28 protein-coding genes and 2 tRNA genes are annotated in these 25596 nt (G+C 38.8%); 16 read left to right on the top strand and 14 right to left on the bottom strand.

Features of this window, described 5'->3' with window-relative positions; all coding sequences use genetic code 11:
• The first annotated feature begins 61 nt into the window (after positions 1–61).
• Positions 62–1012, top strand: a complete 951-nt coding sequence (locus ND855_RS08740) for an ankyrin repeat domain-containing protein (protein WP_265358025.1) — start codon at positions 62–64, stop codon at positions 1010–1012.
• A gap of 3 nt (positions 1013–1015) precedes the next feature.
• Complete coding sequence (ilvA, locus tag ND855_RS08735; protein ID WP_265358024.1) at positions 1016–2248, top strand: threonine ammonia-lyase; 1233 nt, start codon at positions 1016–1018, stop codon at positions 2246–2248.
• A gap of 380 nt (positions 2249–2628) precedes the next feature.
• Here the strand turns inward: ilvA and metW are convergent, their stop codons facing one another.
• The 3 genes from metW to ND855_RS08720 are packed head-to-tail and all read right to left on the bottom strand — an operon-like array spanning position 2629 to position 5691.
• A complete protein-coding gene (metW, locus tag ND855_RS08730; protein ID WP_100717109.1) occupies positions 2629–3246 on the bottom strand; it encodes a methionine biosynthesis protein MetW in 618 nt (205 codons plus the stop codon).
• Positions 3243–4379 carry a homoserine O-acetyltransferase MetX gene (gene metX / locus ND855_RS08725; RefSeq protein ID WP_100717108.1) on the bottom strand — a complete coding sequence of 379 codons (1137 nt, stop codon included), beginning with the start codon at positions 4377–4379 and terminating at the stop codon, positions 3243–3245. Before metX ends, metW begins: the two co-directional genes overlap by 4 nt.
• Positions 4380–4386: 7 nt before the next feature.
• Complete coding sequence (locus tag ND855_RS08720; protein WP_265358023.1) at positions 4387–5691, bottom strand: O-acetylhomoserine aminocarboxypropyltransferase/cysteine synthase family protein; 1305 nt, start codon at positions 5689–5691, stop codon at positions 4387–4389.
• A 186-nt stretch (positions 5692–5877) separates the two neighbouring features.
• Here ND855_RS08720 and ND855_RS08715 point away from each other — a divergent pair, with 186 nt between their 5' ends.
• A complete protein-coding gene (locus ND855_RS08715) occupies positions 5878–7446 on the top strand; it encodes a hypothetical protein (RefSeq protein ID WP_407658745.1) in 1569 nt (522 codons plus the stop codon).
• Here the strand turns inward: ND855_RS08715 and ND855_RS08710 are convergent.
• The 4 genes from ND855_RS08710 to ND855_RS08695 form a co-directional block, all read right to left on the bottom strand.
• The gene (locus tag ND855_RS08710; RefSeq protein ID WP_265358021.1) at positions 7436–8152 is read right to left on the bottom strand and encodes an RsmE family RNA methyltransferase; all 717 of its coding nucleotides are present in this window, start codon (positions 8150–8152) and stop codon (positions 7436–7438) included. The two genes, ND855_RS08715 and ND855_RS08710, sit on opposite strands and share 11 nt — an antisense overlap.
• Before the next feature lie 3 nt (positions 8153–8155).
• Positions 8156–8578 carry a hypothetical protein gene (locus ND855_RS08705; RefSeq protein ID WP_265358020.1) on the bottom strand — a complete coding sequence of 141 codons (423 nt, stop codon included), beginning with the start codon at positions 8576–8578 and terminating at the stop codon, positions 8156–8158.
• 87 nt (positions 8579–8665) lie between these two features.
• Positions 8666–9499 (bottom strand): flagellar-coiling protein FcpB, encoded by an 834-nt coding sequence (gene fcpB, locus ND855_RS08700; protein ID WP_265358019.1) that lies wholly within the window; start codon positions 9497–9499, stop codon positions 8666–8668.
• A gap of 122 nt (positions 9500–9621) precedes the next feature.
• Positions 9622–10872, bottom strand: a complete 1251-nt coding sequence (locus tag ND855_RS08695) for an AAA family ATPase (RefSeq protein ID WP_407658744.1) — start codon at positions 10870–10872, stop codon at positions 9622–9624.
• A gap of 86 nt (positions 10873–10958) precedes the next feature.
• Between ND855_RS08695 and fliN the strand changes: the two genes are divergently transcribed.
• The 3 genes from fliN to ND855_RS08680 all read left to right on the top strand — a co-directional run bounded on the left by fliN (position 10959) and on the right by ND855_RS08680 (position 12642).
• Complete coding sequence (gene fliN / locus ND855_RS08690) at positions 10959–11477, top strand: flagellar motor switch protein FliN (protein WP_265358017.1); 519 nt, start codon at positions 10959–10961, stop codon at positions 11475–11477.
• A gap of 41 nt (positions 11478–11518) precedes the next feature.
• Positions 11519–11974, top strand: coding sequence for a GNAT family N-acetyltransferase (locus ND855_RS08685; RefSeq protein ID WP_265358016.1), 456 nt, complete (start codon positions 11519–11521; stop codon positions 11972–11974).
• Between the two features lie 191 nt (positions 11975–12165).
• Positions 12166–12642 carry an RNHCP domain-containing protein gene (locus ND855_RS08680; RefSeq protein ID WP_265358015.1) on the top strand — a complete coding sequence of 159 codons (477 nt, stop codon included), beginning with the start codon at positions 12166–12168 and terminating at the stop codon, positions 12640–12642.
• A 9-nt stretch (positions 12643–12651) separates the two neighbouring features.
• Here the strand turns inward: ND855_RS08680 and ND855_RS08675 are convergent, their stop codons facing one another.
• The 3 genes from ND855_RS08675 to ND855_RS08665 all read right to left on the bottom strand — a co-directional run bounded on the left by ND855_RS08675 (position 12652) and on the right by ND855_RS08665 (position 15043).
• Positions 12652–13572, bottom strand: coding sequence for an SPFH domain-containing protein (locus ND855_RS08675; protein ID WP_100726697.1), 921 nt, complete (start codon positions 13570–13572; stop codon positions 12652–12654).
• Position 13573: 1 nt separating this feature from the next.
• On the bottom strand, positions 13574–14494 hold the full coding sequence (locus ND855_RS08670) for an SPFH domain-containing protein (RefSeq protein WP_100726922.1): 921 nt from the start codon (positions 14492–14494) through the stop codon (positions 13574–13576).
• A 93-nt stretch (positions 14495–14587) separates the two neighbouring features.
• On the bottom strand, positions 14588–15043 hold the full coding sequence (locus ND855_RS08665) for an NfeD family protein (RefSeq protein ID WP_265358014.1): 456 nt from the start codon (positions 15041–15043) through the stop codon (positions 14588–14590).
• 95 nt (positions 15044–15138) lie between these two features.
• Here ND855_RS08665 and ND855_RS08660 point away from each other — a divergent pair, with 95 nt between their 5' ends.
• The 7 genes from ND855_RS08660 (at position 15139) to ND855_RS08630 (ending at position 22054) form a co-directional block, all read left to right on the top strand.
• Positions 15139–15567 (top strand): heme-binding domain-containing protein, encoded by a 429-nt coding sequence (locus tag ND855_RS08660; protein WP_265358013.1) that lies wholly within the window; start codon positions 15139–15141, stop codon positions 15565–15567.
• A complete protein-coding gene (gene argH, locus ND855_RS08655; protein WP_265358012.1) occupies positions 15564–16994 on the top strand; it encodes an argininosuccinate lyase in 1431 nt (476 codons plus the stop codon). Before ND855_RS08660 ends, argH begins: the two co-directional genes overlap by 4 nt.
• Positions 16995–17050: 56 nt before the next feature.
• A complete protein-coding gene (locus ND855_RS08650; RefSeq protein WP_265359366.1) occupies positions 17051–17878 on the top strand; it encodes a peptidylprolyl isomerase in 828 nt (275 codons plus the stop codon).
• Positions 17875–18474 (top strand): hypothetical protein, encoded by a 600-nt coding sequence (locus ND855_RS08645; RefSeq protein WP_265358011.1) that lies wholly within the window; start codon positions 17875–17877, stop codon positions 18472–18474. The genes ND855_RS08650 and ND855_RS08645 overlap by 4 nt, the downstream gene beginning before the upstream one ends.
• 73 nt (positions 18475–18547) lie before the next feature.
• The gene (locus ND855_RS08640) at positions 18548–19534 is read left to right on the top strand and encodes a hypothetical protein (protein WP_322113532.1); all 987 of its coding nucleotides are present in this window, start codon (positions 18548–18550) and stop codon (positions 19532–19534) included.
• Positions 19531–20556 (top strand): flagellar motor switch protein FliM, encoded by a 1026-nt coding sequence (gene fliM, locus ND855_RS08635; protein WP_002974265.1) that lies wholly within the window; start codon positions 19531–19533, stop codon positions 20554–20556. Before ND855_RS08640 ends, fliM begins: the two co-directional genes overlap by 4 nt.
• A 109-nt stretch (positions 20557–20665) precedes the next feature.
• Positions 20666–22054: an alkaline phosphatase family protein gene (locus ND855_RS08630; protein ID WP_265358009.1), complete on the top strand. Its 1389-nt coding sequence runs from the start codon at positions 20666–20668 to the stop codon at positions 22052–22054.
• Between the two features lie 24 nt (positions 22055–22078).
• Here ND855_RS08630 and ND855_RS08625 read toward each other — a convergent pair whose 3' ends face one another.
• From ND855_RS08625 to queF, 3 genes are read right to left on the bottom strand one after another with little or no spacing between them, the layout of a single operon-like run.
• Positions 22079–22297, bottom strand: a complete 219-nt coding sequence (locus tag ND855_RS08625; protein WP_100717092.1) for a ferredoxin — start codon at positions 22295–22297, stop codon at positions 22079–22081.
• Complete coding sequence (locus tag ND855_RS08620) at positions 22294–22551, bottom strand: SemiSWEET transporter (protein ID WP_135682713.1); 258 nt, start codon at positions 22549–22551, stop codon at positions 22294–22296. The genes ND855_RS08625 and ND855_RS08620 overlap by 4 nt, the downstream gene beginning before the upstream one ends.
• Positions 22552–22953, bottom strand: coding sequence for a preQ(1) synthase (gene queF, locus ND855_RS08615; protein WP_265358008.1), 402 nt, complete (start codon positions 22951–22953; stop codon positions 22552–22554).
• 42 nt (positions 22954–22995) lie between these two features.
• Between queF and guaA the strand changes: the two genes are divergently transcribed.
• Entirely contained in the window at positions 22996–24795 is a 1800-nt protein-coding gene (gene guaA, locus ND855_RS08610; RefSeq protein WP_265358007.1) for a glutamine-hydrolyzing GMP synthase, read from the top strand.
• Between the two features lie 64 nt (positions 24796–24859).
• On the opposite strand, the gene ND855_RS08605 is transcribed toward guaA, so the two are convergent.
• Positions 24860–25285 (bottom strand): LIMLP_04285 family protein, encoded by a 426-nt coding sequence (locus ND855_RS08605; protein ID WP_265358006.1) that lies wholly within the window; start codon positions 25283–25285, stop codon positions 24860–24862.
• 133 nt (positions 25286–25418) lie between these two features.
• Between ND855_RS08605 and ND855_RS08600 the strand changes: the two genes are divergently transcribed.
• Positions 25419–25489, top strand: a tRNA-Cys gene (locus ND855_RS08600).
• 15 nt (positions 25490–25504) lie between these two features.
• Positions 25505–25588 (top strand) — tRNA-Leu (locus tag ND855_RS08595).
• Positions 25589–25596: the final 8 nt, after the last annotated feature.

The following is a 25596-nucleotide window of genomic DNA, read 5'->3' as shown; positions in this document are numbered from 1 at the left end:
CCTCGACTCTTTCCATTCCTTTTTGATTTGACAAAATCGAAATTAATCTATTTTTTATCATATGAAAAAAGAGTGGTTTCTATTTTTACTTCTACTTTCCGTTAGTTGCAAAACAATTCCAAAATTTCAAGTCATCGATAACGCCAAACCAAATCCGAATTGTAAGATAACTTGGCTTACTGTTGTCGAACCAGATTTTTTTATTACGAATGGAACGACTACTTTAGCTGGTTGTATTGAAAAAATTGATTCAAATGATGCTGTAATTGCATTTTCTTTTGGTCGCACAATACATAGAATCAATGCAAGTGTTAACCTAAAAACGGGTGAATCACGAAGGTCGGATTCATATTCGAGTGAAAACGCGAGTGCCAAAGCAACTGTTCATAAAGATAAAAAAGCATCTTTAGAAATTCCCACTAGTGACAAAAAGGGATCTTTTATGTATAGTATCTTATATACATTAAAAAACAAACAACCTTCGATTGAAATTTATGATGTAACTCGTGAGGAATCATACGGGCCAAGACTCGCTTTTATAGCAATTACCAAAAATGACTTACCAAAATTGAGAGAACTTTTTTCAAACAGTAGTATCCAAAATGATACCCACATCATTTTGGTTGATGAGAATAGTGCCTATGAATTGAATCTTTTCCAACATGCATTAAATGTGCGCGCGAATTGGGAGATATATGAGTATTTGTTAGAAAAAAAAGTAGATTATCAATTTAAAGATAAAAATGGATTTAATGCACTTATTCAAGCAGTTTATTTGAATGACTCGGGATTGGTAAAATACATAGACTCTCTTAAAAAATGGAATTTGAATGAGAAAACAAACCATGGTGATACTGCTCTCCATTGGGCTGCTGCAAATCAAAATAAAGAAATTGTTGAGTATTTATTAAAAAAAGGCACGGATAAGAATATAAAAAACAACCAAGGACTTACAGCATTCGATATCGCAAAAACAAAGTCATCAAGTGAAATATTAGAGATCTTACAATAACCGATGGCATTAGAAATTGACTCCGCATATCAGATATTAAAACCCATCATCAATCACACTCCCTTACAATTTCATTCTCGATTGTCGGAGTTGTATGGTGCCCAGGTGTATATCAAACGGGAAGATTTACAAGTTGTTCGTTCCTATAAAATTAGAGGGGCTTACAATATGATCCAAAGTTTAACTTTGGAGGAACGAAAAAATGGAGTTGTCTGTGCAAGTGCTGGCAATCATGCACAAGGAGTAGCATATTCGTGTAAATTACTTCAAATTTTTGGAGTCATTTATATGCCAGAAGTTACTCCTAAACAAAAAATAAACCAAGTACGTATGTTTGGTGGTGATTTTATTGAGATCAAACTTATAGGTGATACATTTGATGAATGCCAAAAGGAAGCAATTGGATTTGCAAATGAAAGGAAAATGTCGTTTATCCCGCCGTTTGATCATACGAAAATCATGGAAGGGCAAGGTACTGTCGGAATAGAAATTTTAGCTGAGCTTTCAAATATAGATTATTTGTTTTTGCCAATCGGTGGAGGAGGATTATGTGCTGGTGTCGGTTCTTATTTTAAAAATCATTCACCACTCACAAAGATAATTGGAACAGAACCAAAGGGTGCACCATCAATGAAAGAAGCATTGAAAGTGGGAAAACCAATCTCTTTGGAGAAAATTGATAAATTTGTCGATGGAGCAGCTGTTAAAAAAGTAGGGGAACTTACGTTTCCAATTTGCCAATCTGTTTTGAGTGATTTGGTCTTAATACCGGAAGGAAAAGTTTGTACGACAATTTTAAATCTTTATAATTTAGATGCCATTGTGAGTGAACCTGCCGGTGCTCTTAGTATTGCTGCTTTAGATGAATACAAAGAAGTCATTAATGGGAAAACAATCGTTTGCATCTTAAGTGGTGGAAACAATGATATAGATCGGATGCAAGAAATCAAAGAAAGGTCCTTACTCTTTGAGGGTTTGAAACAGTATTTCATAGTTCGATTTGCACAGAAACCAGGAGCACTCAAACAATTCGTAAATGAAATTTTAGGACCGAATGATGATATTGTACGTTTTGAGTTTATCCAAAAAAACAATAAAGAGTCAGGTCCGGCACTCATTGGTATTGAGTTAAAATCAAAAGATGATTTCCAGAGTTTATTAATGCGGATGAAAGAATACAAATTGAATTTTACTGTTATCAACGAAGATGAAAATCTGTTTGAATATTTAATTTAATCTAGAAAATCGATGTTTTTAAATTTTGGAATCGTGAATCTTACCAAATCATTTTTCCTATTTCGAATGAATTTCCTAAAGGAATTTCCGAAAAGATCGATATATGAAATGATCCTTTGATCGCCGTACAGCTAAGAAACCCGGAGTGATTGCCGGGTTTTTTTGTATAAACATGAACTTTTCTTCTAGAAAATTTCAGTGAACCAAGTTGTTGTTTTATTTTTTGTGAATGATGATAGGTAGGTCGTATTGGGTGGCGGGTGGATAACCCCACCCAGTTCGAATAGGGCGGGGATGGTATACCTACCGAGTCAAGGAAGCTATTTCCCTAAGCAACGAATCCTGTTTTACTATTTTGTTCGATTGTAAATTACTTTCGATTAAGCTCGAATGACAAATAGAGCAAGCGTCGCAAATAGGTTGGGAAATAACTTAATCTGACGAGTGCGATTGAAAAATGCCTTGTGTAAGATTTTGATACGTTCGAATTCACAAAAGTCTTCAAAGTCCTTTCCTGAAAGATAATGTAAGTTTGGGGTGTCATACCAATGGAATGGCATTAAATCTGTTACGGGTGTTTTTCCACTTAGCAAAATCGAAGTTCTGATTTGCCAATGCGAAAAATTGGGAAACACAATGATCACTTGTTTACCGATACGCAAACATTCTTTAATGATGTCTCCTGGATTTAATGTTTGTTGTATGGTTTGGTTTAAGATGACAAAATCAAAACTATGGTCTAAGTGATGTTTTAATCCATCATCAATGTCGCCGTGGTGGACATATAAACTTTTTTTTACACATTGGATGATACACTTATCATCTTTTTCAATGCCTTGTACCCGAACTCCTTTGGTTTTTAAAATCAACATGAGTTCACCATACCCACATCCTAAATCTAAAACTCTTTCACCAGGTTTGATGAGATTTGCAATGTAGGATATATCGGGTCTATTTTTTAAATCTAAACCAAGTGCTTCATTTGTATGGATATTCAAAAGAATCCTCCTTCATCTGTTGCACTTAAAAAATCTCTCAAAATAGAATCTTGTTCTTCACTAGGCAGTAAAAAACTATCATGCCCAGCAGGATTATTTAGCTCAATGAAACTCACAGGCACTGCATTCACTTCTAAAGATTTTACAATTTCTTCTGATTGGTAAGGAGGATACAACCAATCAGAAGTATAGGCAATGACTAGAAAACGGCATCTAACTTTCGATAGAACCTTCGTGAGTTCTTTTCCTGTACCTAAACTGAAATGGTCCAATGCTTTGGTTACATAAATATAAGAATTTGCATCAAATCGATCAACGAAGGATTCCCCTTGGTAAATCAAATAACTTCCAACTGCAAAATCAGTAGATTGGATATTGCCTTTCGGAGGTTTACGACCAAATTTTTCGCGCATCATCTCATCACTGAGGTAAGTGATATGACCCATCATACGAGCTAGGGCGAGTCCTTTGGCTGGGCGTTTTTCTTGCGTATACAAACCTTGGTTCCAATTAGGATCAGATAAGATAGCTTGTCTTCCTACTTCATTAAACGCAATTTGTTGGGCAGAGTGTTCGGAAGAAGAGGCCATGACGATACAGTTTTTTAAACGATCTGGATAAGCAACTGACCATTGTAAGGCTTGCATGCCACCCATTGATCCACCTGCGACTGCAAATAATTTATGAATTCCAAAATGGCGGACTAATTTTTCCTGTGCATTGACCATATCACCTATGGAAACAAAAGGAAATGTGGATTGAAATGGTTTGCCTGTTTTGCCATTGAGACTAAGTGGTCCACTGGATCCTTTACAGCCACCTATGACATTAGAAGAGATAATAAAATAACGATTGGTATCAAAGGCTTTGCCAGGTCCGATATAATAATCCCACCAACCAGGTCGTTTGTCACCTTCGTGAAAGCCTGCCGCGTGTGCATCCCCAGAAAGAGCATGGCATACTAAAATTGCATTGTCTTTTTTTTCATTGAGAGTGCCGTAAGTTTCATAAGCAATCTCAAGAGGAGTGATGGTTTCACCCCCCTCAAGAGTTAGTGACTCAAATGTGACAATGTTTGTCTGTACGACACCTACGGATCCGTGAAAAAATTCATTTGTTTCGGAGGTAGGCATAGTATTATCAGATATTTTTTAATGCCTCTTCTAAGTCTACTAGAATGTCATCCAAGTTTTCTAATCCAACACTGAGTCGGACAAAACCTGGAGTCACACCGGCAGAAATTTGTTCTTCACTGGTTAACTGTTGGTGTGTTGTTGAGGCTGGGTGAATCGCTAATGATTTCGCATCACCGATGTTAGCAAGTAAACTAAAGAGTTCGAGTCCATCAATGAATTTTTTAGCTTTTTCCACACCACCTTTGATTTCAAATCCTACAATTGCTCCAAATAATCCACGTTCATGGTACTTTTTCGCAGTCGCGTAGTTTTTGTCAGAAGGAAGGCCTGGATAATTCACCCACTCAACTTTTGGATGTTTTTGTAAAAATTCAGCCACTTTGAGTGCATTATGGGAATGACGTTCCATTCGAAGTGGGAGAGTTTCCACCCCTTGTAAAATTTGCCAAGCATTGAATGGAGAAATGGCAGGACCTAAGTCACGTAAACCTTGGACACGTGCTTTTAAGATAAATGCAATGTTGACACCACCGAACGGTTCAAATTTTCCAAACACATCCCAAAATTTCAATCCATGGTAAGATGGATCTGGCTCAGTGAAATTTTTAAATTTTCCATTTCCCCAGTTAAAACTTCCACCATCAATGATGATACCACCAATGGATGTTCCATGGCCACCTAAGAATTTTGTTAGGGAGTGAACTACGATATCTGCACCATGTTTCAGTGGGTTCACCAGATATGGTGAAGGCATTGTGTTATCAATGACAAGTGGAACTCCCACTTCTTTTGCTACTTTACTAACAGCTGCAATATCAAGTGTATCTAATTTTGGATTTCCTAAAGTTTCCGCATAAAAAGCACGAGTTTTGTCATTGGATGCTTTTTTGAAATTTTCAGGATTGGAAGGATCTACAAAATGAACTTTGATTCCCAATTTTGGAAAAGTATAATGGAGTAGGTTATAGGTTCCGCCATATAACGAAGAAGAGGCGACAATTTCTTGTCCAGCTTCCACAATATTAAGAAGCGCTAACATCTCAGCACTTTGACCAGAAGCGGTTGCAAGAGCAGCAACACCACCTTCCAATGCAGCAACACGTTTTTCCAACACATCAGTTGTTGGATTCATGAGTCGTGTGTAAATATTTCCAAACTCTTGGAGACCAAATAATCTCGCTGCATGGTCAGTGTCTTTGAAAACATAGGATGTTGTTTGGTATAAAGGCACAGCACGAGACGTTGTGGTTGGGTCCGGCTCTTGGCCTCCGTGGAGTGCGATAGTTTCTGGTTTGTATTGGCGTGGCATAGATTCCCCCGATGGTATCGCCTAGTTTTCTCGTGCATTCTCATTTGTCAATAAAATCTCCAATAAAATAGAATTTATTTCTGTTTTATTGGATTCTGCCAGCAGAGATTATTTCTTATTTTCGATAGGAGATCATACGATAATGAACGTATCGTGGGTAAGTTGTGTCGTTATCTTTGTTTAGGACTGGTTACGCAAATTCTTGTAACACAGACTCTCATCGCCCAAGTGTGGGTTCCCACTGGTACAGAGGGAAGAAGAGCCTCTGCTGTCCAATTTGATGCTGGTGGATCTAGTTTTCAGAAAGATTATTACGGATACATCTCTCCTAATTTTACATTCAATCATGGTAGCCAATTTGGTTATTCCTTTTCACTTCCCATCAATGTTCTCGCAGTTGATAAAGAACCTCTTCAGTTAGAGAGTAAAACTGGTAAAATTCGTGAAATGGATTACAATAGCCGTAACGATTATGCTAGGGTTCTCAATTATATATCGTATGGAACATATAACCAACAAGTTCCAGGAAAGGTAACATATTCTGCTTATACGGGAAAGATGGTAGATGGTTATATCGGACATGGAACGATTGTTAACAAATACCAAAGTTCTTCTCGTTTTGATTCCTATAACCCTGGTGTGATGGCAGATTTGAATACTGATTATGGTGGTGTTCAATATTTCGCAAATTCCGTTGTAAATTTTGAAGTGAATGCCGCAAGGGTATATATCAAACCACTTGCGATTGGAAGATCACTCTATTCTTTATTTGATAAATCAGCAGATCTAGTTTATCTAATGGACTTAAGAGGAAATGTTCTGGATGAATCGGGGCGACTCAGTGTAGAAGAAGAAGCTGGTGCTGAAGAAATTCAAAAGAAAAAGGCAGAAGAACTTCGCAAAAAAGAAATCCGTCCAGTCAGTAAAGATTCACGTATGGAACTTGTAGACAATGACCCATGGTATAACCGATTGACTATCGGTTATACACAAGCTTGGGATAGGCAAGCACCTGTTCAAATGGCTTACAACACAAATGGTTCGCCTGTTACGGAAAAAAAATTAGACAACCCAAAAACAACAGAAGTTACGAGAGCTTCCATTGAGGGAATGGACATTGAATATAGATTGCTGAATCTACCGTTCGTTGAATTTACACCTTATGTAGATTTTAATAAAATCAAAGGATTGGATGGTGCACAAGGTGCCCATTATGGTTCTATCTTTCGATTGGGGACAAAGGATCTGAATGTCATTTTGAAACCTGAGTTTCGCCAAATGACTGCCAATTATGCTCCCATGTACTTTGATAGTTTTTATGAAGTGGAACGATTTCAAAAATTTCCAGTATCTGCTCCTATCCGACCTAAATATGAATATTTAGAAAACCAATCCAATGCAAAGGTTACTGGTTATTATCATACAATTTATGTAAATTTTTATCATCTTGGATTTGAATTTGCTGTGGAAGATTATGGAATCAAAGGAAACAAACGTGTGTTTGCTGCAGCCTATATACCACTAGGTTCTTCCTTTCTCATGTCTTTTTACTATACAAAGAAGGGGTTTGATTCGCAAGGGAAAGCGTTTGAAATGGATAATAATACACAAGCTGCAGCTGAAATCTCTAAAGCATTTGGTCCCATTGTCCTAAGGCTTCAAAATTATCGTAAGTATTATCTGGACTCGAGTGAGAAAACTTTCCTGAGTATCGATGAGATTCGTTTTCTTGTATCTGGTGGAATTAGTTTCTAAACAAAAGATACAATAAAGAAGAGAATGCAAATTCTGTTCGTAGATTGATATTCCCTAAAGTGATTGTTTTAAATGTTAACTGGTCAAAATATTTCATATCGTTTTCATTCCAACCCGATTCTGGACCAAAAACAAAGAGAGTGTTTTGCCTTTGATCTAATGGTTCCTTGTAGGTTTTGAGATCAAATTCACCCATTCGATCCAACACAATGACGTTTCCTTCCCAAGTTTCTAGAAACTCTTTCCAATTTTTCTTTTGTCCAAACTGAACCATTGGGAAATGTACATTGCCAGTTTGGCTCATACCTGTATGAACCCACTGGTTCCAATCCTTTGTGTAAACAGGCGAAGTCCAATATTCTTTGTTTTTTGTTTCCGTTGCAAAAAAATGAAGTGAGTTAATTCCGTATGCGCCCGCTAGGTGAAGGATTTTTTTCGCGGTCTGTGGTCTAGGTAACGAAAAAAAACAGTGAATCGGTAAAGGGTTTAATATTAGCGAAAGGGATTCTTTTTTGATAAGGATTGATTCGGTTTCCGTGATTTGAAGGACTCGGAACATAAAATTCCCTTCATTTTGAATCACAACCTGTACCTCATCATCAGGCCTTTTTTTTAAGATAGTTCTGATATGGATATGGCGATCGTCTGTTAGGGTGACTGATTCATCAAAATGTATTTCTCCCTTTTGAATCAGTATCCAATTCAAAATTTAAATCTCGATACTTGGTTTTTTGGGTTCTGAAGGTAATATTTCTTCTTCCTCAGATTCGACAGGTGGTCCTTCAAAATCAGGAGAGAAATCTTTTGGTGATTCTTCTTGGAAAAATGGTTCTTGTTGATTGCTTTTTCTTTCCAGATTAGCTTCTGAATTGGACCATTTCCATACATACAAAAACAGAATGGAAAAAAGGAGAATTGGTATCCATGGAAATTCTTTTTTCTGATTCCCACGTTTTGATTTTAGATAATCAATCGGTGCATATAGTAAATCAAAAATCAGATCTTTATAATTCTGGAATGTTGGTTTAAATTGAAAAGAGGGAATTTCGACTTCACTTACGCTGAAACTATCTTCTAATTCGATTTCAGGATCAAATGTAAATCGGTGAGAGCAGACGGGACATTGAACCAAAATGGTTCCCTGCGTAACAGGGAACCGTAACATCGTGGAACAATTCGGACATTGTTTTACGCGATTCAATTAAGAACCTGTATGTTCTTAGTATTTCAAAGAACTTTTCAATGCTTCCACGTTTTTCTTATAATGTTTGTTTGAATCACGATCATTATAATCAAAGATTTTTGTGAATAGTTTATCAAAATAATCTAGGTTTTTGAAATAAAATTGTTTTTTAAAGTTATTTCGGATTGGGTTTGATTTTGTGTTTTCCACGTTAGAAAGAATGTATTTACCAACTCCTTTTTCAGAAGGTGTTTCTGGAGTTCCCCAAACTGGATAATCATCGTGTTGGTAAAACAATTCAATTTTATCATTATGTGCTGGATCACCATTAGGAGCAACGTCAGCAATCACAGAAATTATCTTATCTTCTAAAACAAAATTGTTTTGGTAAATGTAAGTTCTCACCTTTGTAAGGTTACGTGGTTGTTCTTTTCTTGGATCTGGATCTGCGTTGTTAGATCCTTCAAAAAAGAGTTCCATTTTTTTGAATTTTGCACCTAAGTTTTTAGAAGATTTTCCATCTTCACTTCCAACAAAATCAAATACTTCAAGGTGCAAACAAGTGTTATCTTGAGCTTCTTGTTTATCAGCTACTTCACAACGTTCTCCGTCTGCACTTGGTTTTCCTTTGTACAATACAGTTTTGTGTGGAAGAGTTCTTACTTTCATTTTGAAAAGAACAGTATGAAGGCGAAGGCGTTTGTTCACTTCAGAGATATTATCATCGAGTTCTTTTTCTGTATCAGCCATCGATTTCCCTGATTGAGAAGGATCGATTCCTGCAGAAGTAGAGCCTGTTTCTGAGCTACCAGTTTGAGCGAAAACCCCAATGCTAAGTAGTAAAATGGGGAGAATTAATTTTATTTTCATGTCCGAATCTTCCTAAAAGGTTAATTTGAGGATACCAAGGAACGTCCCATGGGCGTAAACAAATATCCTGTAAATAGTATCGGTAAAATCCTGAATAAGATTGAAGCCGAATCTCTCTCTTTTTAGAGTTTCCATCCAAAATCTGGAAAGGATTCCAAATAAAATGGCAAACCTGGGGCGGTCAACTGTTCCAATTGTTTCCAATTTTTGGTGATCCAACGCCTTTCCACATAATCGCAGAAGTCTTTCAAATTCCTCCCGGAAGCACCTGTTAACAAATCTGCAATCTGTTCCCTTTCCTTTTTGTCCAATTGTTTGGCATATCCTTCGAGGATTTTGGTCCTTTCCTCCCGGTTGGGTAGGGGAAATTTGATTTTTCTGTCAAATCGGGACAAAAGGGCAGAATCAAGGTCTTCTTTTCGATTGGTTGCCCCAATGGTGATGGTGCCTGTTTTTTCTGCGAAACCGTCCAGTTTTCTAAGTAATACACTCAGTAAATTCCTAGTGGCTTCAAAAAGTCCGTCTTCTCGAGAAGTCGCAAGGGAATCAATTTCATCTAAGAACAAAATACATTTTGGAAACAAAGCGGATGCATCAAATACCATCGCTAAGTTTTGAGAGGATTCTCCATAGTACTTACTCAATATGGATTCGATGGGAACATAGACCATGGGCACACCACAAAGATGGGAAACTATTTTTGCCATACTGGTTTTACCGACTCCAGGTTCCCCTTCAAATAAAACCGCTCTCGGTAGGTTTCCTGTAGGTTTCATTCGTGTGAGTTTTGTGATTTCAAGGAAAGGTTCTGGTTGCCTGAGCGGGAAAACCAAACTTTCCAAGATTTGTTCTTTTACAGAATCATACCCAAAAACTGAATCAAAACCTAAATCATTCCCTTTTGCTTTTTCTAATATAGGGTCATACACTTCCACACCGAGAGGTTCCAAAATAGACCTAGGATCTTTTGTTGTACCTCCTTCCAATTTCAAAAATTGAAATAGATGGATGATGGTTTGTATTTCTTTTGTGGATAAATCACCTAACTTCGAACATTCCACTTTGAGATCCGATTTAAACGAAAAACGAATGCGAAATCTCGCCGATAAATTTTTTTGTGGTTCGAATAAGTTGTCACCTAATGTCTGTAAACTTAAGTATCCTTCTTCAAAATTATAAATGCGGAAATTTTCAATGTAGTTCCTAACGATTCCTAGGCAATCTAGGATTTTTTCCTTTCCCACTGCATTTTGGCGAAACCGAAAGATGGTTTCTTCTTTTTCTTGTACAAATTGGTAATTTGCCTGTTTTAGCTCAGTGGCAAATAGGTCTTTGGCCTTAAAAAAATCCAAGGCAGGGGTGGAATTGGACATAAGGAACAAAATAGGGAAGATTGGCTTTTTTTTCAAGGAAGGATTTTGATTTCCTCCGACGAATACATTGTAGAGGTTGTAGGATTATGGGTGAAGGTTCACTATCACAAGAAGACATAGACGCGCTACTCGGTGGATTTAGCGGCGGAAGCACACCTGCGGGTGGTGGTTCTGGCGGAGGTGGAGGTGGACTCGACGACCTGGATGCATTGGTGGGAGGTGGCGGAGGGGATGACAATGGACCTTCTTTTGCCGACATTGCAGCTGCCCTTGGACCAAGCGCAACTCCAGCACCTACAAGGGCCCAGTCAAAAGCCCAATCCAGCTCAGGTAATAATACTGCAAACCTCAACCTTCTTCTGGATGTAACCTTACAACTGACCATTGAGCTTGGTAGAACCACAATGTTCATCAAAGATGTATTACAACTCACAGAAGGAACTGTTGTTGAACTCGACAAAAACATTGGAGAAGAACTCGATATCCTTGCCAATGGAAAACTTGTAGGGCGAGGGAAACTCATCGTGCTTGATGATTATTATGGAATCCAAATTACCCAAATTGTGGATCCAATGGAACGATTGGGTGGTCCTGCCTTTTTATAAACCTATTGGCTTGATTTTAGATTAAGAAGGATGTTTCAAACTTGGAAACAAATAAGTTCGAATACAAAATCGAAAGGATTACCAATCCTTCTGAATCTTTACAGGAAGACCTTTGGAAACGTTTGCATGATTACAGCATCTCCAAGTTAGGGGATGAGTCACTTGCTTCAAAAGAATTTTTTGCCATTTTAGTCAAAGAAGGGGACACACTCATCGCAGCTTCTCTTTGTTATCTCTTTTTCAAAGGATTAAATCTACAATTACTTTGGGTTGCTGAAGAAAAACGGGGACAGGATTTAGGAACTAAACTCCTGCAAGAGATTGAATCGGAAGCCATACGATTGGGAGCAAATTTAGTATTCGGATATTCCTTTGGGTTCCAAGCTCCCAAATTTTATACCAAACTCGGTTATGAAGAAGTAGGCATGATTCCCAATTACCCAGAAGGCCAGAATTGTTATTTCCTTTGTAAAAAATTGACAAAGGATTCTCCTTGACGAAAATTCTAAAACATAACAGTTTGTAAATCTATGTTAACTCTAGCCATTGTGTAGACCGCCAAAACGGTGATCTTGTTATGGATACCCCGCCTAAATTACATTAGGAGGCGGCTATCTTTGCGCAGGCGGTTTATTCCCTCTCATCCACTGTTTTGGTGTCCCTTTTTGTTTTGCCGCAAAAACTGGGTATGTCACGTAATATTGACCAAACGAATTTCCAAAAAATTTCTAAGAAAAAACGTTTTGAAGACGAAGACGAGGAAACCTCATTTTCTCATGTCAAAAAAAAATCTCACCGGTTTCGTTCGGATACGGAAGAATTCAGATGTGTGGAATGCAAACAAATGGTATTCCCTCCAGGGTTTGGAACCGAGCAGCGAAACCATTGTCCCAATTGCCTAACTAGCCTTCACTTGGACAACACACCTGGTGACAGAGCGGCAATCTGTGGGAGTAAAATGGAAGCAATTTCCATTTGGGTAAGAAAGGGAGAATGGGTGATTTTACACCGTTGTAAAGGGTGTGGAGTGATCCATGCGAATCGAATTGGACCTGATGACAATGAAGCTTTACTTGTGTCACTTGCCGCACAGGCCATGGCCAAACCAAGTTTTCGATTGTTTTCTGAAAGTCCGGTGGATGACCCACCGGATTTCTTAAGTTAGGCGCTATAATTATGCCTTTGGTTTTTTGGCTTCTGTTAAGTTGGCAATGAGAGTTGGTAAATTCATCACATCTGCTGGGATGAGAATTTCCGTACTTTCTTTTGCAACGTGTAAGAAGTTTTGGATAAAGGCTTTGGTGATTTGCAGTTTGATTGCCGAAGCACCACCTTGGTCGGAAATGGCACCGGCAATGGCTTCAATCCCTTTCGCTGTAGCGACAGCAAGAGCCTCAATCTCAGTTGCCTTTCCTTCAGCTGAGTTGATCCTTCTTTGTTTTTCCCCTTCCGATTTGTTCACTGCTTCCTCTTTAAATCCAAGGGAACGGTTGATACGAGCATCTCTTTCCCCTTCTGACAAAAGCACTTGGGAACGTTTTGCAATTTGTGCTTTTTTCTCTTTCTCCATGGCATCTAACACAGATTTAGGTGGAACAATGTTTAAGATTTCGTATCGATTCACTTTGATCCCCCAAGGTTCTGATGCTTGGTCAATCGCTGCAACTATGGTCGAGTTAATTAAATCTTTTTCCCCGATGGTTTTATCAAGTTCCATGGTTCCAATCACAGAACGCATTGTTGTTTGTGCGAGTTGGATGGCAGCAAATTGAAAGTCTTCAATTCCATAAGACGCACGCACTGGATCGATGATTTTTAAATAAATCACACCATCTACTTTTACTTGTACGTTATCATGTGTGATACAAATCTGTGGTTGGACATCAATCGATTGTTCTTTCAGAGTGTGGTAATACGCATCTCTGTCAATGAACGGGATGAGGATATGAAACCCTGCTCGTAAGGAACGAGAATACTTTCCAAGCCTTTCCACGATGAGAACATCTTGTGCAGGAATGATACGAATGCATCGGAAGATTTTATAAATCAGATAGATGGCAACAACGGCCCAAAATGCTAAATAAACGAATTCCATCTTATTCTCCTACCTGTGGGATTTTGGTTGTGATTTTGGAAAGCCCTTCAAAGACTCCACCGATATTGGCCAAGGTTTCGGGAACCACAGTTGTTTTGGATGTTTTTAAGATATGACCGAGGGCATCCAAATACTCTTGTGTGATTTGCAAACTCACTGCTTCTTTTCCACCTTTTTTACTAATGGCTTCTGAGATGAGTTGAAGTCCTTTTGCAGTTGCATTGGAGATGAGAGTGATTTCCTGTGCACGTCCGTCAGCTTCATTCACCAATCGAATTTTTTCCCCTTCGGAGATATTGATGGATTCCTGTCTTTCTCCAACGGAATGATTGACTCGGGATTCTTTTTCTCCTTGTGAAATGGTAATCTCAGCTCGGCGTTCCCGTTCTGATTTCATTTGGTTTTCCATCTCAATCAAAATTTGTTTTGGTGGAGTGATATTTCGGATCTCATAACGAGTGACTTTGATACCCCAAGGGTCTGTGGCTCTATCAATATTAGAAACAACACGACCATTGATTTCATCTCTTTCGGAAAGTAAGTTATCAAAAATTAACTTACCAATTTCAGAGCGAAGTGTGGTTTGTGCAAGTTGGGTGGTTGCTAACATAAAGTTATCAATTCCGTAAGAAGCCTTTTCACCATCGATGACTTTTAAATACAAAACTCCATCCACTTCTACGGAGACGTTGTCTTTTGTGATACAAACTTGTGGATCGATATCAATGGTTTGTTCTTTCAGGTTTTGTCTGTACCGAATTTGGTCGACAAATGGGATCATAAAATAAAACCCCGATTTTAAAACTCCATTCAAAACACCTAATCTTTCTTTAATAAAAACACTTTGTTCTGGTACGATGATGATTGTTTTTTTGATGATATAAACTACTACCAAAAAGACAACGATGACGGTTGCGCCCATTGTTTCCTCCTTTGTGACTTGGAGACGGTACATGGACTTTCGAAAGAGAAAAGGGTTTTTTTGAATACCCTTAAAAAAAATGAACGGTAGGCTTTATGATTCTACTTTTTCGACAGTGAAAGTCAAATTTTCACGGGAGAGAATCTTTACATATTCGCCCTTTGGAATTTTTGAATCTTTCGAAATTGCATCCCAAACAGTTCCTTGGAAACGGATTTTTCCGCCATGGCGGTTCACTAAAATATCAGTTTCAACAGGTACAATTTGGTTTAGATAATCATCTTGGATAAATGGATCCGCACTTGATTCTGATTTAAAAAACTTTTTAATGAGGGATCCTCCAAGCAGGATCGAAATCAAACTAGAAACCACCCAAATAATGACTTCGGTATAAAACTCCATGGGAACCAAACGGGAAAGGATCCCGGTAAAAATGGCACCAACTCCTAAAAACATCACAAAGGTTCCAGGCAAAAGGAATTCAGAAAAGAGGAGAACGATTCCCATTAAAATCCATAAGTAAGCTGTGTTTGCCAAAATCAAATCCAATGTGTGATCCTCTAAGGAAGTAGACAGTTCCAATCAGTTCATGGCAAGAAAAATAATACTTTGATTCATGAGATAGGGCAAAGAACCTGTCTAGTGTGAAACGAATATTGTACCTTCTTTTATCTGTTTTCCTATTTTTCCAACTGTTTCCTGTACCCAGAGAAAATCCACCAGTGACATCTGAAATTGTTGTTTCTGATGAAGTGAAACAAATTCTAAAACGAAGTTGTTATGATTGCCATTCGAATGAAACCACTTGGCCTTTTTATTCCTATGTGTTTCCAGTTTCCTATTTGGTCTCAAACCATGTGACCGAAGGTAGAGAAGAATTGAATTTTTCTGAATTTGGGAAATTGCCAGAACGAAAACAAAACAAAAAAATATATGAAGTTTGGGAACAAGTGGATGAGGGTGAAATGCCACCTATCGATTACCGATTGATGCACCCAAGTGCCAAATTATCCGAGAAAGACAAAGAGGTTTTAAAAAACTGGGCAAACCAATTCAGTGAGGAATCCGAATGAAGGAAAAAAAATTATGGGGTGGTCGATTTGATGCCCCACCTTCTTCTCTTATGATTCGAATTGGTGAATCTATTAGTTTTGATAAAGAACTCTACCAACATGATATTGTTGGTTCCATATCCCATTCTCGTATGTTAAAACGAATCGGAATCCTTACCGAGTCGGAACAAAGAAAGATCGAAACTGGACTCAATCAAATCTTGAAGGAAATTGATTCAGGTAAATTTGAATTTAAAATGGAAAATGAAGACATTCATATGTCCATTGAGTCTCGCCTAACGGAACTTCTTGGAGACTTGGGGAAAAAACTCCATACAGGTAGAAGTCGTAATGACCAAGTGTCACAAGATGTTCGTTTGTATATCAAATCAGAAATTCAATCCATTTTGGTTCTCGTATTCGATTTGTTACAAGTTTGGGTGAAAAAAGCAGAATCTCATGTAAAAACAATTATCCCTGGGTACACTCATTTACAGATTGCACAACCCATCCGAGCCTCTCATTATTTTTTAGCTCATTTTTGGGCCAACGTACGAGACTTCGAAGATTTTTTATCAGCTTACGAAAGAGCAGATGAACTCGTGTTAGGCTCAGGTGCTTTGGCGGGAGTCAATTATGAAACCGATCGAGAATTTTTAAGAAAAGATTTACATTTGAACCGATTGTCTGAGAACTCAATGGATGCAGTAAGCCAAAGAGACCATATTTTTAAATTTTTATTTGCCTCTTCCCAATTTATGATCCATGTTTCCCGGTTCTGTGAAGAAATCATTTTATACACTTCACAAGAATTTAGTTATTTTAAATTGCCTGACCACCTAACGACAGGTTCATCGATTATGCCTCAGAAAAAGAATCCAGATGTGGCAGAACTCATTCGCGGGAAAGCAGGGCGAGTGATCGGTAATCTAAACCACCTATTGGTTATGTTAAAGGGAACTCCCTTATCCTATAACCGAGACTTCCAAGAAGATAAACTCCCTCTTTTTGACACCGTTAAACAAATCAAAATTTGTACGGAAGGGATTCGGGATATGGTGGAAGGGATTCAAATTTTCCCTGAGAATGCCACTCGGAGTTTGCGGAATGGATTTGCCACTGCCACAGACCTAGCTGATTGGCTTGTGAGTAGCAAGGGAATTCCTTTCCGTTCTGCCCATGAGATTGTGGGAGAACTTGTGAAACATTGTTCTGCAAAAGGAGTGGATTTATTCACAATCCCTAGTGGGGAAAGGGGGCAAATCCATGCAGTCCTCACTGACCCTGGTTATGAAGCTGCCATTTCACTTGAGACCTCTTGTGATAAAAAAGATGTTTATGGAGGCACAGCTCTCCCTCGTCAAAAAGAACAGATCAAAAAGGCCAAAGCCAAGTTAAACGAATTGACCAAAAAATTAAAGGCGATAGAATCCAAAGGTAAAAAATAATTATGAATCGAGTTTCCATTTCTCATCTAAAATCCCTTTCCGTTTTATTCCTACTTATGAGCCAAACTGCTTTTTGTAGTGACCAGACGTTTAAAAAAATCACATACGAACCTTTGGCATACTCACCAACCAAAGTTTTAGTCAAACGAGCCGACCAAACTACCGTTAAACTTCCAGAAAAACCTGCCATTTACGCCGTGGTCCAAACAACACAAGGTGACTTAGTCATTGAGCTTTACGACCAAGCGGCTCCTAAAACAGTTCAAAATTTCATCGATCTTGCCCAAGGGGAAAAAGATTTTAAAACGGAAAAAGGTTCCGAAAGACGCCCGTTTTACGATGGTTTAAAGTTCCACCGAGTGATCGAAAATTTTATGGCCCAAGGGGGATGCCCGAGAGGGGATGGAACGGGTGGACCTGGATTTCAATTTGAAGATGAAATCAATGGGAAGGCTCTCGGGTTAGACAAACTCAAAATCAAAGATGCACCTGAATACCAATCACAATTACAAAGGGTAGTGTTGTCCGAATTTAATATCAAATCACGCCAAGAATTCGAAGAAAAAAGAACTGAGGTTGAAAAAGCATACCAGGAAGCAATGGAACTCCCTGTGTTAGAAGTTTTATACCGAGTTGGCTATCGATTCAATGAAGTGTTACCGAGTAAAAAAGCAACTCGGGGAGCACTTGCTATGGCCAATGCGGGACCCAATACAAACGGTTCTCAGTTTTTTATCAACCAAGTAGATACTCCTCACCTAAATGGACTCCATACGGTGTTTGGATTTTTGGTCACTGGTTATGATGTCCTGGATCGAATCATTGAAAAAGGGAATCTCCAAACCACAATTCGTAAGGTTCTCGTCATAGACAAAAGACAATGAACTACTTAGAAGGCATAGAGGTAATCCAAAAGTATACATCAGGTTCTTCCGTGGAACCTGTGTTAAAATTTATTATGACTGTTCCTCATAATGAGGAAGCCTTTGCCAATGCCTTGGACGAAATAGGTGGGATCAATAAATACCCAGATACGTTTGTTGGTTTGCTTAGTTTTATCAGTTTCATTTTAGGACAAAAGTCCAAGATGAACCATTTATATGAAACGGCTCTTGAAAAATACGAATCCCTAAACCAGATCACTTCAAAAAAAAGACCAACAGAAGAAGAAGCAAAAATCAAACGAACACTTACTGATTTTATTTTAAAAATCGAAAAGGTTTTTGAAATACAAGACTTAACGGATGAAAGTTTGGTGAAAGAACTCAATCGATTTGTTTCGGAAGCAAATCTTTATGGAGTGACTGATAATGAAATCAAAAACTTAAAATTGGCCTCAAAGACGGTTGCCCTTGTCGAACCTCATTTGGATAAACAAAGGGAAAACTATTACCAATACAAAAAACTGGGTTCCGTCATGGTCCGTCTGATTCGAATCGCAGATTATATCCTAGATGAAGCAAAAATGGGAACCAGTTAAGCACTCCTTGGGGGTTGAAAATCCACTAAATTTTCTTTCGGAAAATTCCTCCTTTGCCGAAATTGAATAGTGAATGCGCTCTTTCCAAACCTTCATTTTATTAGGATTCTTGGTTTCCGAGACCCTTTTTGCATTCCCTGACAGAGATGCGAGGGGGGAAAGGGTTGATAATTTTGTCGCTCTCCAATCCAAGATAAGCTTGACTCTCACCAAAAGAAGTTATGAAGCAGGGGAGAGAATTCCACTTACCTTTACGGTTACAAATACAGGTAAGGAAGTTGTAAGGATTTTCCCATCCTTTGATTTTCGTTATTCCTTCCAAATCATCGTGAAGGATGAAAACGATCGAATCCTCACACCGATTGAGGACCCTGATTTTCCAGACCCAATTTTAAAAAGACGAACTACGATTGTAAACTTGGTTGGTGATGAAAATAAAGAGATTAGTCTCCACAGAAATGAGTCCTTTTCCAAAACCATTTATCTGGATGAGTACTACCAATTTTTGCCTGACCAAAAATTCTACATCACCGGGTATTTTTATCCCAATTATACGGAAGATAAATCCGCATTTTTAAGGTCACAAAATACAGTTGGATTTTTGTTCCAAAATTCCAAACAAATCAAAAAGGAATCGGTAAACCGTCAAATCACAGAAAACGGTGGCCTTTCTCCTGAAGAAATTATATTTTTATTCCTCGGTGCTGAGATGAAAAAACGTTGGGAATACCATTTTAAATGGATCGATTTTTCGGAATACATCTTAGCGTATGACAGGTATAGCAGTGCATATGCAGAAGCGAGTGTTGGCGAGAGAGAAACGATCATTGAAGATTTTAAAGAATATTTGACGGAATCACCATCAGGTGTGTTAAAATACTTTAAAGTCATGAGTGTTGACTTCCCTTCCAAACGAGATGCTCGTGTGCAAGTGTATGTAGAGAGAATGATGGGTCGGTTCAAAACAAGGTACGAATATATATACACCTTGCGACAAGAAGAAGGAAACCGTGTTGGATTTTGGCAGATTAAAAACTTACTCGTAAAGGTAAAAAAATGACGGAAATCCTTTCCCAAGATGAAATTGATGCCCTGTTAAATGCCATCTCCTCCGGCGAAGTTTCGGAAGATGAATACTCATCTGTTGGGGAACAAAAAAAAGTCAAAATTTACGACTTCAAACGTCCGGATAAATTTTCAAAAGACCAGATTCGTACATTACAGATGATGCATGAGACCTTTGCCCGTTTGGCAACCACAGGTCTTTCTGCACAGTTACGTGCCTTAGTTGTTGTCCACGTAGCTTCGGTTGACCAGTTAACATACGAAGAATTCATTCGTTCCATTCCGAATCCCACTACACTTGCTGTGATCAATATGGATCCACTCCGAGGGTCTGCCATCCTAGAAATTGACCCTTCGATTTCCTTTACAATCATTGATCGTCTGTTTGGTGGTAAGGGTGAGTCTTCTAAAGTCAATCGGGAACTTTCTGATATCGAGTTATCGGTTATGGAAGGTATTATTGTTAGGATCCTTGGAAACTTACGAGAGTCTTGGTCAACGGTAATTGACTTACGCCCAAGGCTTGGAAACATCGAAACAAACCCACAGTTCGCACAGGTAGTTCCTCCTAATGACATGGTGGTATTAATTACTCTCGAAACAAAAGTAGGGGAAGTAGAAGGGATGACAAACCTTTGTATTCCTTATATCACGATTGAACCCATCATCAATAAACTTTCAGCCCAGTACTGGTATTCCTCAATTCGTAAAGGGGAAGTAGACGAAAACCGCGCTGTCATCCAAGAGCGACTCGACCAAGTGAAAATCCCTCTGATTTCGGAAGTAGGGAGTGTTGACATTTCATTAAATGATCTCATGAACCTACATGTGGGTGATGTGATCAAACTCGAAAACACACCTATCAAAACTGATTTAATGGTAAAAGTTGGGGATCGGAGTAAATTCAAAGCAACTCCCGGACGAGTTGGAAATCGCCTCGCGATCCAAATTGGAGACAGCATCGAGGACATTCCAGATGAACTTCTCGGTTCCACTCGTTCAGAACAAGAATATTAATCATTTTCGCTAAACACGTATCATGCGAATTACTAAACTTTTGAATCACAACAATGGATTGTATTCATTGGTTTGGAAGTTCGTGTTGAGACATTCGTTTAGGAATAGTTTGATTTTAGTTTTTTTGATTCTTCTACTTTTCAGTATAGGTGAAGTTAATTCTTTAGATGCAAGGCCGAAAAAACATCAGAAAATAGATTCAAATGCCAGACAAATCCGTTCCGTTCGCCAAACGATTGTGATTTCAATCGATGGGTTTCCTTCTTATTATTTGACAAATCCAAAATACCATTCCTATTTTCCCCATTTAGTCGAACTTTTCCAAAAGTACGGAGTTTCGGAAATAGAAACAGTCAATCCTTCTGTCACGTATCCCGCGCATACCTCAATGGTGACAGGGAAGGATCCAGGGGAACATGGAATTTTGAACAATACATTGTCTGATCCTTTTGAAAAAAATGATGGGGGATGGATGTGGTATGCAGAGGACATTGTAGTTCCAACTCTTTGGGATCTGGCAAAACAAAATCAAAAAACAACTGCGAATGTATTCTGGCCTGTTACCGTTGGGGCAAAGATCAATTGGAACCTTCCCCAGTATTGGAGGAAAAAAATACCTGAGGATGATAAACTTCTCCGTGTAATTTCTACATCGGGGTTACATAAGGAAGCCGAGGTTGCCGTTGGTTCTCCGTTAAACGATGTAGCAAAAGATGAAGTGAAGTTAAAAACAGCTACTTGGCTTTTCCAATCCAAAAAACCACATTTAATGTTTGTGTATACGACTGATTTGGATACCATGCACCATGGTTTTGGACCCGGTTCCGAAAGAGCCTTGGCACGATTGGCAGAACTTGACACAGCCATTTTTACTTTCTTAGAAAGTGTAGGTGTTTTTACCAAAAACGGTCCGAGTATTGTGATTGTATCTGACCATGGGTTTCATTCCGCTGAGTCAGTCTGTGCACCCAATGTTCTCTTAAAACAAAAAGGATACATCAATGAGGAAACTGGCACCTACACTCTGACGTTTAAAAGTTCCGGTGGAATCTCGATTCTTTTGCCAGGAGCAGATATAAATCTTCCAAATGAAACCATCACAAATCTTGTGACGGAAATTACGAACTCTTGTCCAGGTGCCGAATGGTTGGATTTTGCAAGTTTGCCTAAGAGCGAAACATTTCCTATCAGCGAAAGTACCATGCAAAGAATGAGGTCACAAATCCATCCACGTGCTTTGGGAATCCTCCGAACCAAACAAAACTTGTTTTTTAGTGGGACAAGAAAAGGGGATCTGTTCCAATCATCAACTAGTAAAATCCATGGACATGGGTATTGGAATGAGAATCCAGAAATGAAAACCATTGGATTTGTCTATGATCCAACGGGAAAAAAACACCAGTTTCACTCTGTAAAAGATGTATTTTTTATCGTAAAAGAAATGTTAGGTTTAAAAGAAAGGAAATCCAAAGGGCCAAGTGTTCCCACAAAACCCTAATTTAAAAATGGTTACGTGATTTGGTTAGTGTTTTTTCCAGTGGATACATTCCCCTGGGCATTCATCCATTTCCTTTTGGACTTTTTTTTCGTCTTCATCAGGGATCATCGCATCGTTGATCGTTTCTCCACCAATATGGGTTTGGGACAAATCATCATCATCCATCATAAAATACTTAGGTAAATTATCTGCACATTGGTTACAGGAAGTACAATTGTCCTTGTCTACATAAGCCTTTCTCATGTTTCTTTCCCTTCATTGATTTTATAGTATAGAATGATTGTTACAAAAAATAAAGTGACAACATTTGCGAGGATAATCGGAAAATCTGATTTTAAAATTCCATAAACAAACCATAACACCACACCGAAAAAGAACATGATGTACATATTCCGGCTAATGTCCCTAGTTTGTTTGGTCATGACAACACGAAGCACTTGTGGTAAAAAAGAGACCGTAGTCAAAAAAGCAGCTACATACCCAATTAAGTTTTCCATTTATGCTTTGTACTCTCGTTTTACGACGGTTTTTACACCACCTCGAACATTATAATCGCCTATCACTTTGACATAAATGGGGTCCACAGCCTTCACAAAATCTTCCAAGATTTTATTCACCACATTTTCATGAAAAATGCCTACATTCCGGTAGGACATCATGTATTCCTTGAGGGATTTTAGTTCGGCACATTTTTCTCTGGGGATGTATTCGATGAAAATGGTTCCAAAATCAGGAAGTCCTGTTTTTGGGCAAACGGCCGTAAATTCAGGGATCGTAAATTCGATATTGTATTCTCTGCCTGCATAAACATTGGCAAACCACTCAATGGGAGGGGTGGTCCAAGACGGGATATGGTCCTGTTTGTCCTCGTAAGAAGATTCTGATTTTTTTTCCGACATTTGTTTACCCCGACATTAACAAAAATATTTTGGAACCATCCCATGAAAAGTGATAAAAAAATCGCAGTCGTCGATTTCGGCGGCCAGTATGCTCACCTCATTGCTTCCCGTATTCGCAGGCTTGGAGCTTATACAGAAATCCTTTCCAACGAAGAACCCTTGTCTGTTTACGAATCCTATGCCGGGATCATTCTTTCTGGCGGACCCAGTAGTGTGTATGAAGCAGGTGCACCCCAATTACCCTCTGGTTTTTTTAACACCTCTGTTCCAGTTTTAGGAATTTGTTATGGCCATCAACTTATGATGCGTGTGCTTGGAGGAGAGGTTGTTTCCGCCAACACGAAAGAATATGGACCTGCCATTCTAGAGATCGAAAATGCCAATTCAGAATTATCAAAATCGTTATCGTTAAAGACTAAAGTATGGATGAGCCATGGAGATGAGGTAATTCGGCTTCCAAATGATTTCCAAGTGATCGCACAATCGGATCACTGCCGTTATGCGTTTGTTTCCCATACTTCCAAAAAATTGTATGGGATCCAATTCCACCCAGAAGTTACCCATTCAGAAGAAGGGGAAATTTTACTCAAAAACTTTGTAGAGTTATGCGGTGTTTCTGCTACCTGGAGTATATCGCAGTTCTTAGAAGAACAAATCCAAACCTTACAAAAAAAAGTCCCATCTGGGAAAAATGTATTTTTACTCGTTTCTGGGGGAGTGGATTCTTCTGTTGCCTATTTACTCCTTGCCAAAGCTCTAGGAAAAGACCGTGTTAAGGGACTCCTTGTTGATACCGGGTTTATGCGGAAAAATGAAGTTAAAGATCTGATGGACAATTTACACCAAGTGGGTTTTGACCTTACCATTTGGGATGAAAGTGCCGTTTTTTACAAACACTTACAAAACGAATTTGAACCTGAGAAAAAACGAAGGATCGTTGGAGATTTATTCTTAGAAGCACAAGGTAAGGCGACAACCTCTCTTGGACTCGATGCCGAACATTGGTTACTTGGCCAAGGGACAATCTACCCAGATACGATCGAGTCTGGCGGAACCAAACATTCTCATAAAATCAAAACCCACCACAACCGTGTTCCCCAAATCGAAGCTCTGATCCGCGAGGGAAAAATTGTAGAACCAATTGCGGACCTTTATAAAGACGAAGTTAGGGATTTAGGTAGAAAACTTGGCCTACCAGAACGATGGATCGAACGCCACCCTTTCCCAGGGCCTGGCCTTGTGGTACGTATGATCGCAAGTCCGAAAACAAATCCGCCCCAAATCGATTTTGGTGCCTGGATGGATAAATTTCCAAAAGCAGAGATTCAAATTTTACCGATTCTATCTGTTGGTGTTCAGGGAGACCAAAGGAGTTATGCTCACTGTGCGGTCCTCAATGATTTTACTTCCGATTGGAAGGAACTCGACCAATTGTCTGTTGAAATCACCAATACCAAAAAAGAAATCAATCGTGTGGTATTTGCCCCAGGTATCACTCATTTTGATAGAGAATTCTTTTACACAAAACTTTCGTTAGACAAAGATCATGCAGATATTTTGCGAGAAGCAGATGCGATTGTGAACCAAATCCTTTATGAAGAATCGATCCACAACGAAATTTGGCAGATGCCAGTTGTGCTTGTTCCTGTTGGATTAAGTGAAAATTCCTATGGAGTGGTTTTACGACCTGTTGAATCTACAGAAGCGATGACTGCCAATTTTTACCAAATGAACCGAAACATTTTGTCTCAGATCACAAACAAATTGTTAAACCTACCCAGTATCTCTCTTGTGATGTATGATCTTACCCACAAACCTCCAGGTACCATTGAATGGGAATAGGAAGTTTGTCTTAAAATTTTGGTTTGACGTTGAGTTTTAGCAGAAAGGAATTTTCTACTTTCGTTTAAGGGAGTAGGATCCAAAGTAAAGCCATCCCACCCATTGCGAGCTCAGGAAGACGTTTGGAGAAGATACTTTCGTTTTCTTTCCCTTCTTTGGATGTTTCTTGGTTTCCTTCTGCTTTTTGCTCCGCTGATTTTTGTTCTTCTGAATTCCCTTTGGAGGCAAATAATCCTGAAAAAAATCCAGGTTTTTCTTCATCCTTTGGTTGTTCCCAAACAACAGGAAGTGCTGTGACTTCAACTGCATTTTTCTTAAACGCTTGTTTGGTGCCATCTTGCGATTCCACTAAAACATAATTAGCAGTTGGAGAAGAAGTCTTTACATTTTCTAATACTTCTTTAGTCGCTTTTACTTTTACTGTGTCTGCAAGAAGTGGGTGAAGGAAAAATGATAAAATGGTTACAAAAACAAATCTTTGGAGCTTCATATTTGCATTGCACCTCGCAAAAATTGGGGGAGCAATTTGAATTTTGGAAGAAATGTTACAATCCGATGAAAAGTGAATTCAGTTTCCATTTGACACCTAGGTCTCCTATTTTAGCCTATCCAAAGTCACGATTGGCGTCGTGGCCAAGTGGTAAGGCATGGCTCTGCAAAAGCTTGACCGCCGGTTCGAATCCGGCCGACGCCTAGTCTTACAACAAACGCCTGGATGGTGGAACTGGTAGACACACAGGACTTAAAATCCTGTGGGAGTAATCCCGTGCGGGTTCGATTCCCGCTCCAGGTATGATTCGA

The sequence above is a fragment of the Leptospira paudalimensis genome (assembly GCF_026151345.1).
Taxonomy (GTDB): Bacteria; Spirochaetota; Leptospiria; order Leptospirales; family Leptospiraceae; genus Leptospira_A; species Leptospira_A paudalimensis.
This window is presented reverse-complemented; position numbering and strand designations above follow the sequence as displayed.

Coding starts and splice junctions, on each gene's coding strand:
- ND855_RS08740 (WP_265358025.1), top strand. CDS start 62: ATGAAAAAAGAGTGGTTTCTATTTTTACTTCTACTTTCCGTTAGTTGC.
- ilvA (WP_265358024.1), top strand. CDS start 1,016: ATGGCATTAGAAATTGACTCCGCATATCAGATATTAAAACCCATCATC.
- metX (WP_100717108.1), bottom strand. CDS start 4,379: ATGCCTACCTCCGAAACAAATGAATTTTTTCACGGATCCGTAGGTGTC.
- ND855_RS08720 (WP_265358023.1), bottom strand. CDS start 5,691: ATGCCACGCCAATACAAACCAGAAACTATCGCACTCCACGGAGGCCAA.
- fcpB (WP_265358019.1), bottom strand. CDS start 9,499: ATGAAAATAAAATTAATTCTCCCCATTTTACTACTTAGCATTGGGGTT.
- ND855_RS08695 (WP_407658744.1), bottom strand. CDS start 10,872: ATGTCCAATTCCACCCCTGCCTTGGATTTTTTTAAGGCCAAAGACCTA.
- fliN (WP_265358017.1), top strand. CDS start 10,959: ATGGGTGAAGGTTCACTATCACAAGAAGACATAGACGCGCTACTCGGT.
- ND855_RS08680 (WP_265358015.1), top strand. CDS start 12,166: ATGTCACGTAATATTGACCAAACGAATTTCCAAAAAATTTCTAAGAAA.
- ND855_RS08675 (WP_100726697.1), bottom strand. CDS start 13,572: ATGGAATTCGTTTATTTAGCATTTTGGGCCGTTGTTGCCATCTATCTG.
- ND855_RS08670 (WP_100726922.1), bottom strand. CDS start 14,494: ATGGGCGCAACCGTCATCGTTGTCTTTTTGGTAGTAGTTTATATCATC.
- argH (WP_265358012.1), top strand. CDS start 15,564: ATGAAGGAAAAAAAATTATGGGGTGGTCGATTTGATGCCCCACCTTCT.
- ND855_RS08650 (WP_265359366.1), top strand. CDS start 17,051: ATGAGCCAAACTGCTTTTTGTAGTGACCAGACGTTTAAAAAAATCACA.
- ND855_RS08645 (WP_265358011.1), top strand. CDS start 17,875: ATGAACTACTTAGAAGGCATAGAGGTAATCCAAAAGTATACATCAGGT.
- ND855_RS08640 (WP_322113532.1), top strand. CDS start 18,548: ATGCGCTCTTTCCAAACCTTCATTTTATTAGGATTCTTGGTTTCCGAG.
- fliM (WP_002974265.1), top strand. CDS start 19,531: ATGACGGAAATCCTTTCCCAAGATGAAATTGATGCCCTGTTAAATGCC.
- ND855_RS08625 (WP_100717092.1), bottom strand. CDS start 22,297: ATGAGAAAGGCTTATGTAGACAAGGACAATTGTACTTCCTGTAACCAA.
- ND855_RS08620 (WP_135682713.1), bottom strand. CDS start 22,551: ATGGAAAACTTAATTGGGTATGTAGCTGCTTTTTTGACTACGGTCTCT.
- queF (WP_265358008.1), bottom strand. CDS start 22,953: ATGTCGGAAAAAAAATCAGAATCTTCTTACGAGGACAAACAGGACCAT.
- guaA (WP_265358007.1), top strand. CDS start 22,996: ATGAAAAGTGATAAAAAAATCGCAGTCGTCGATTTCGGCGGCCAGTAT.
- ND855_RS08605 (WP_265358006.1), bottom strand. CDS start 25,285: ATGAAGCTCCAAAGATTTGTTTTTGTAACCATTTTATCATTTTTCCTT.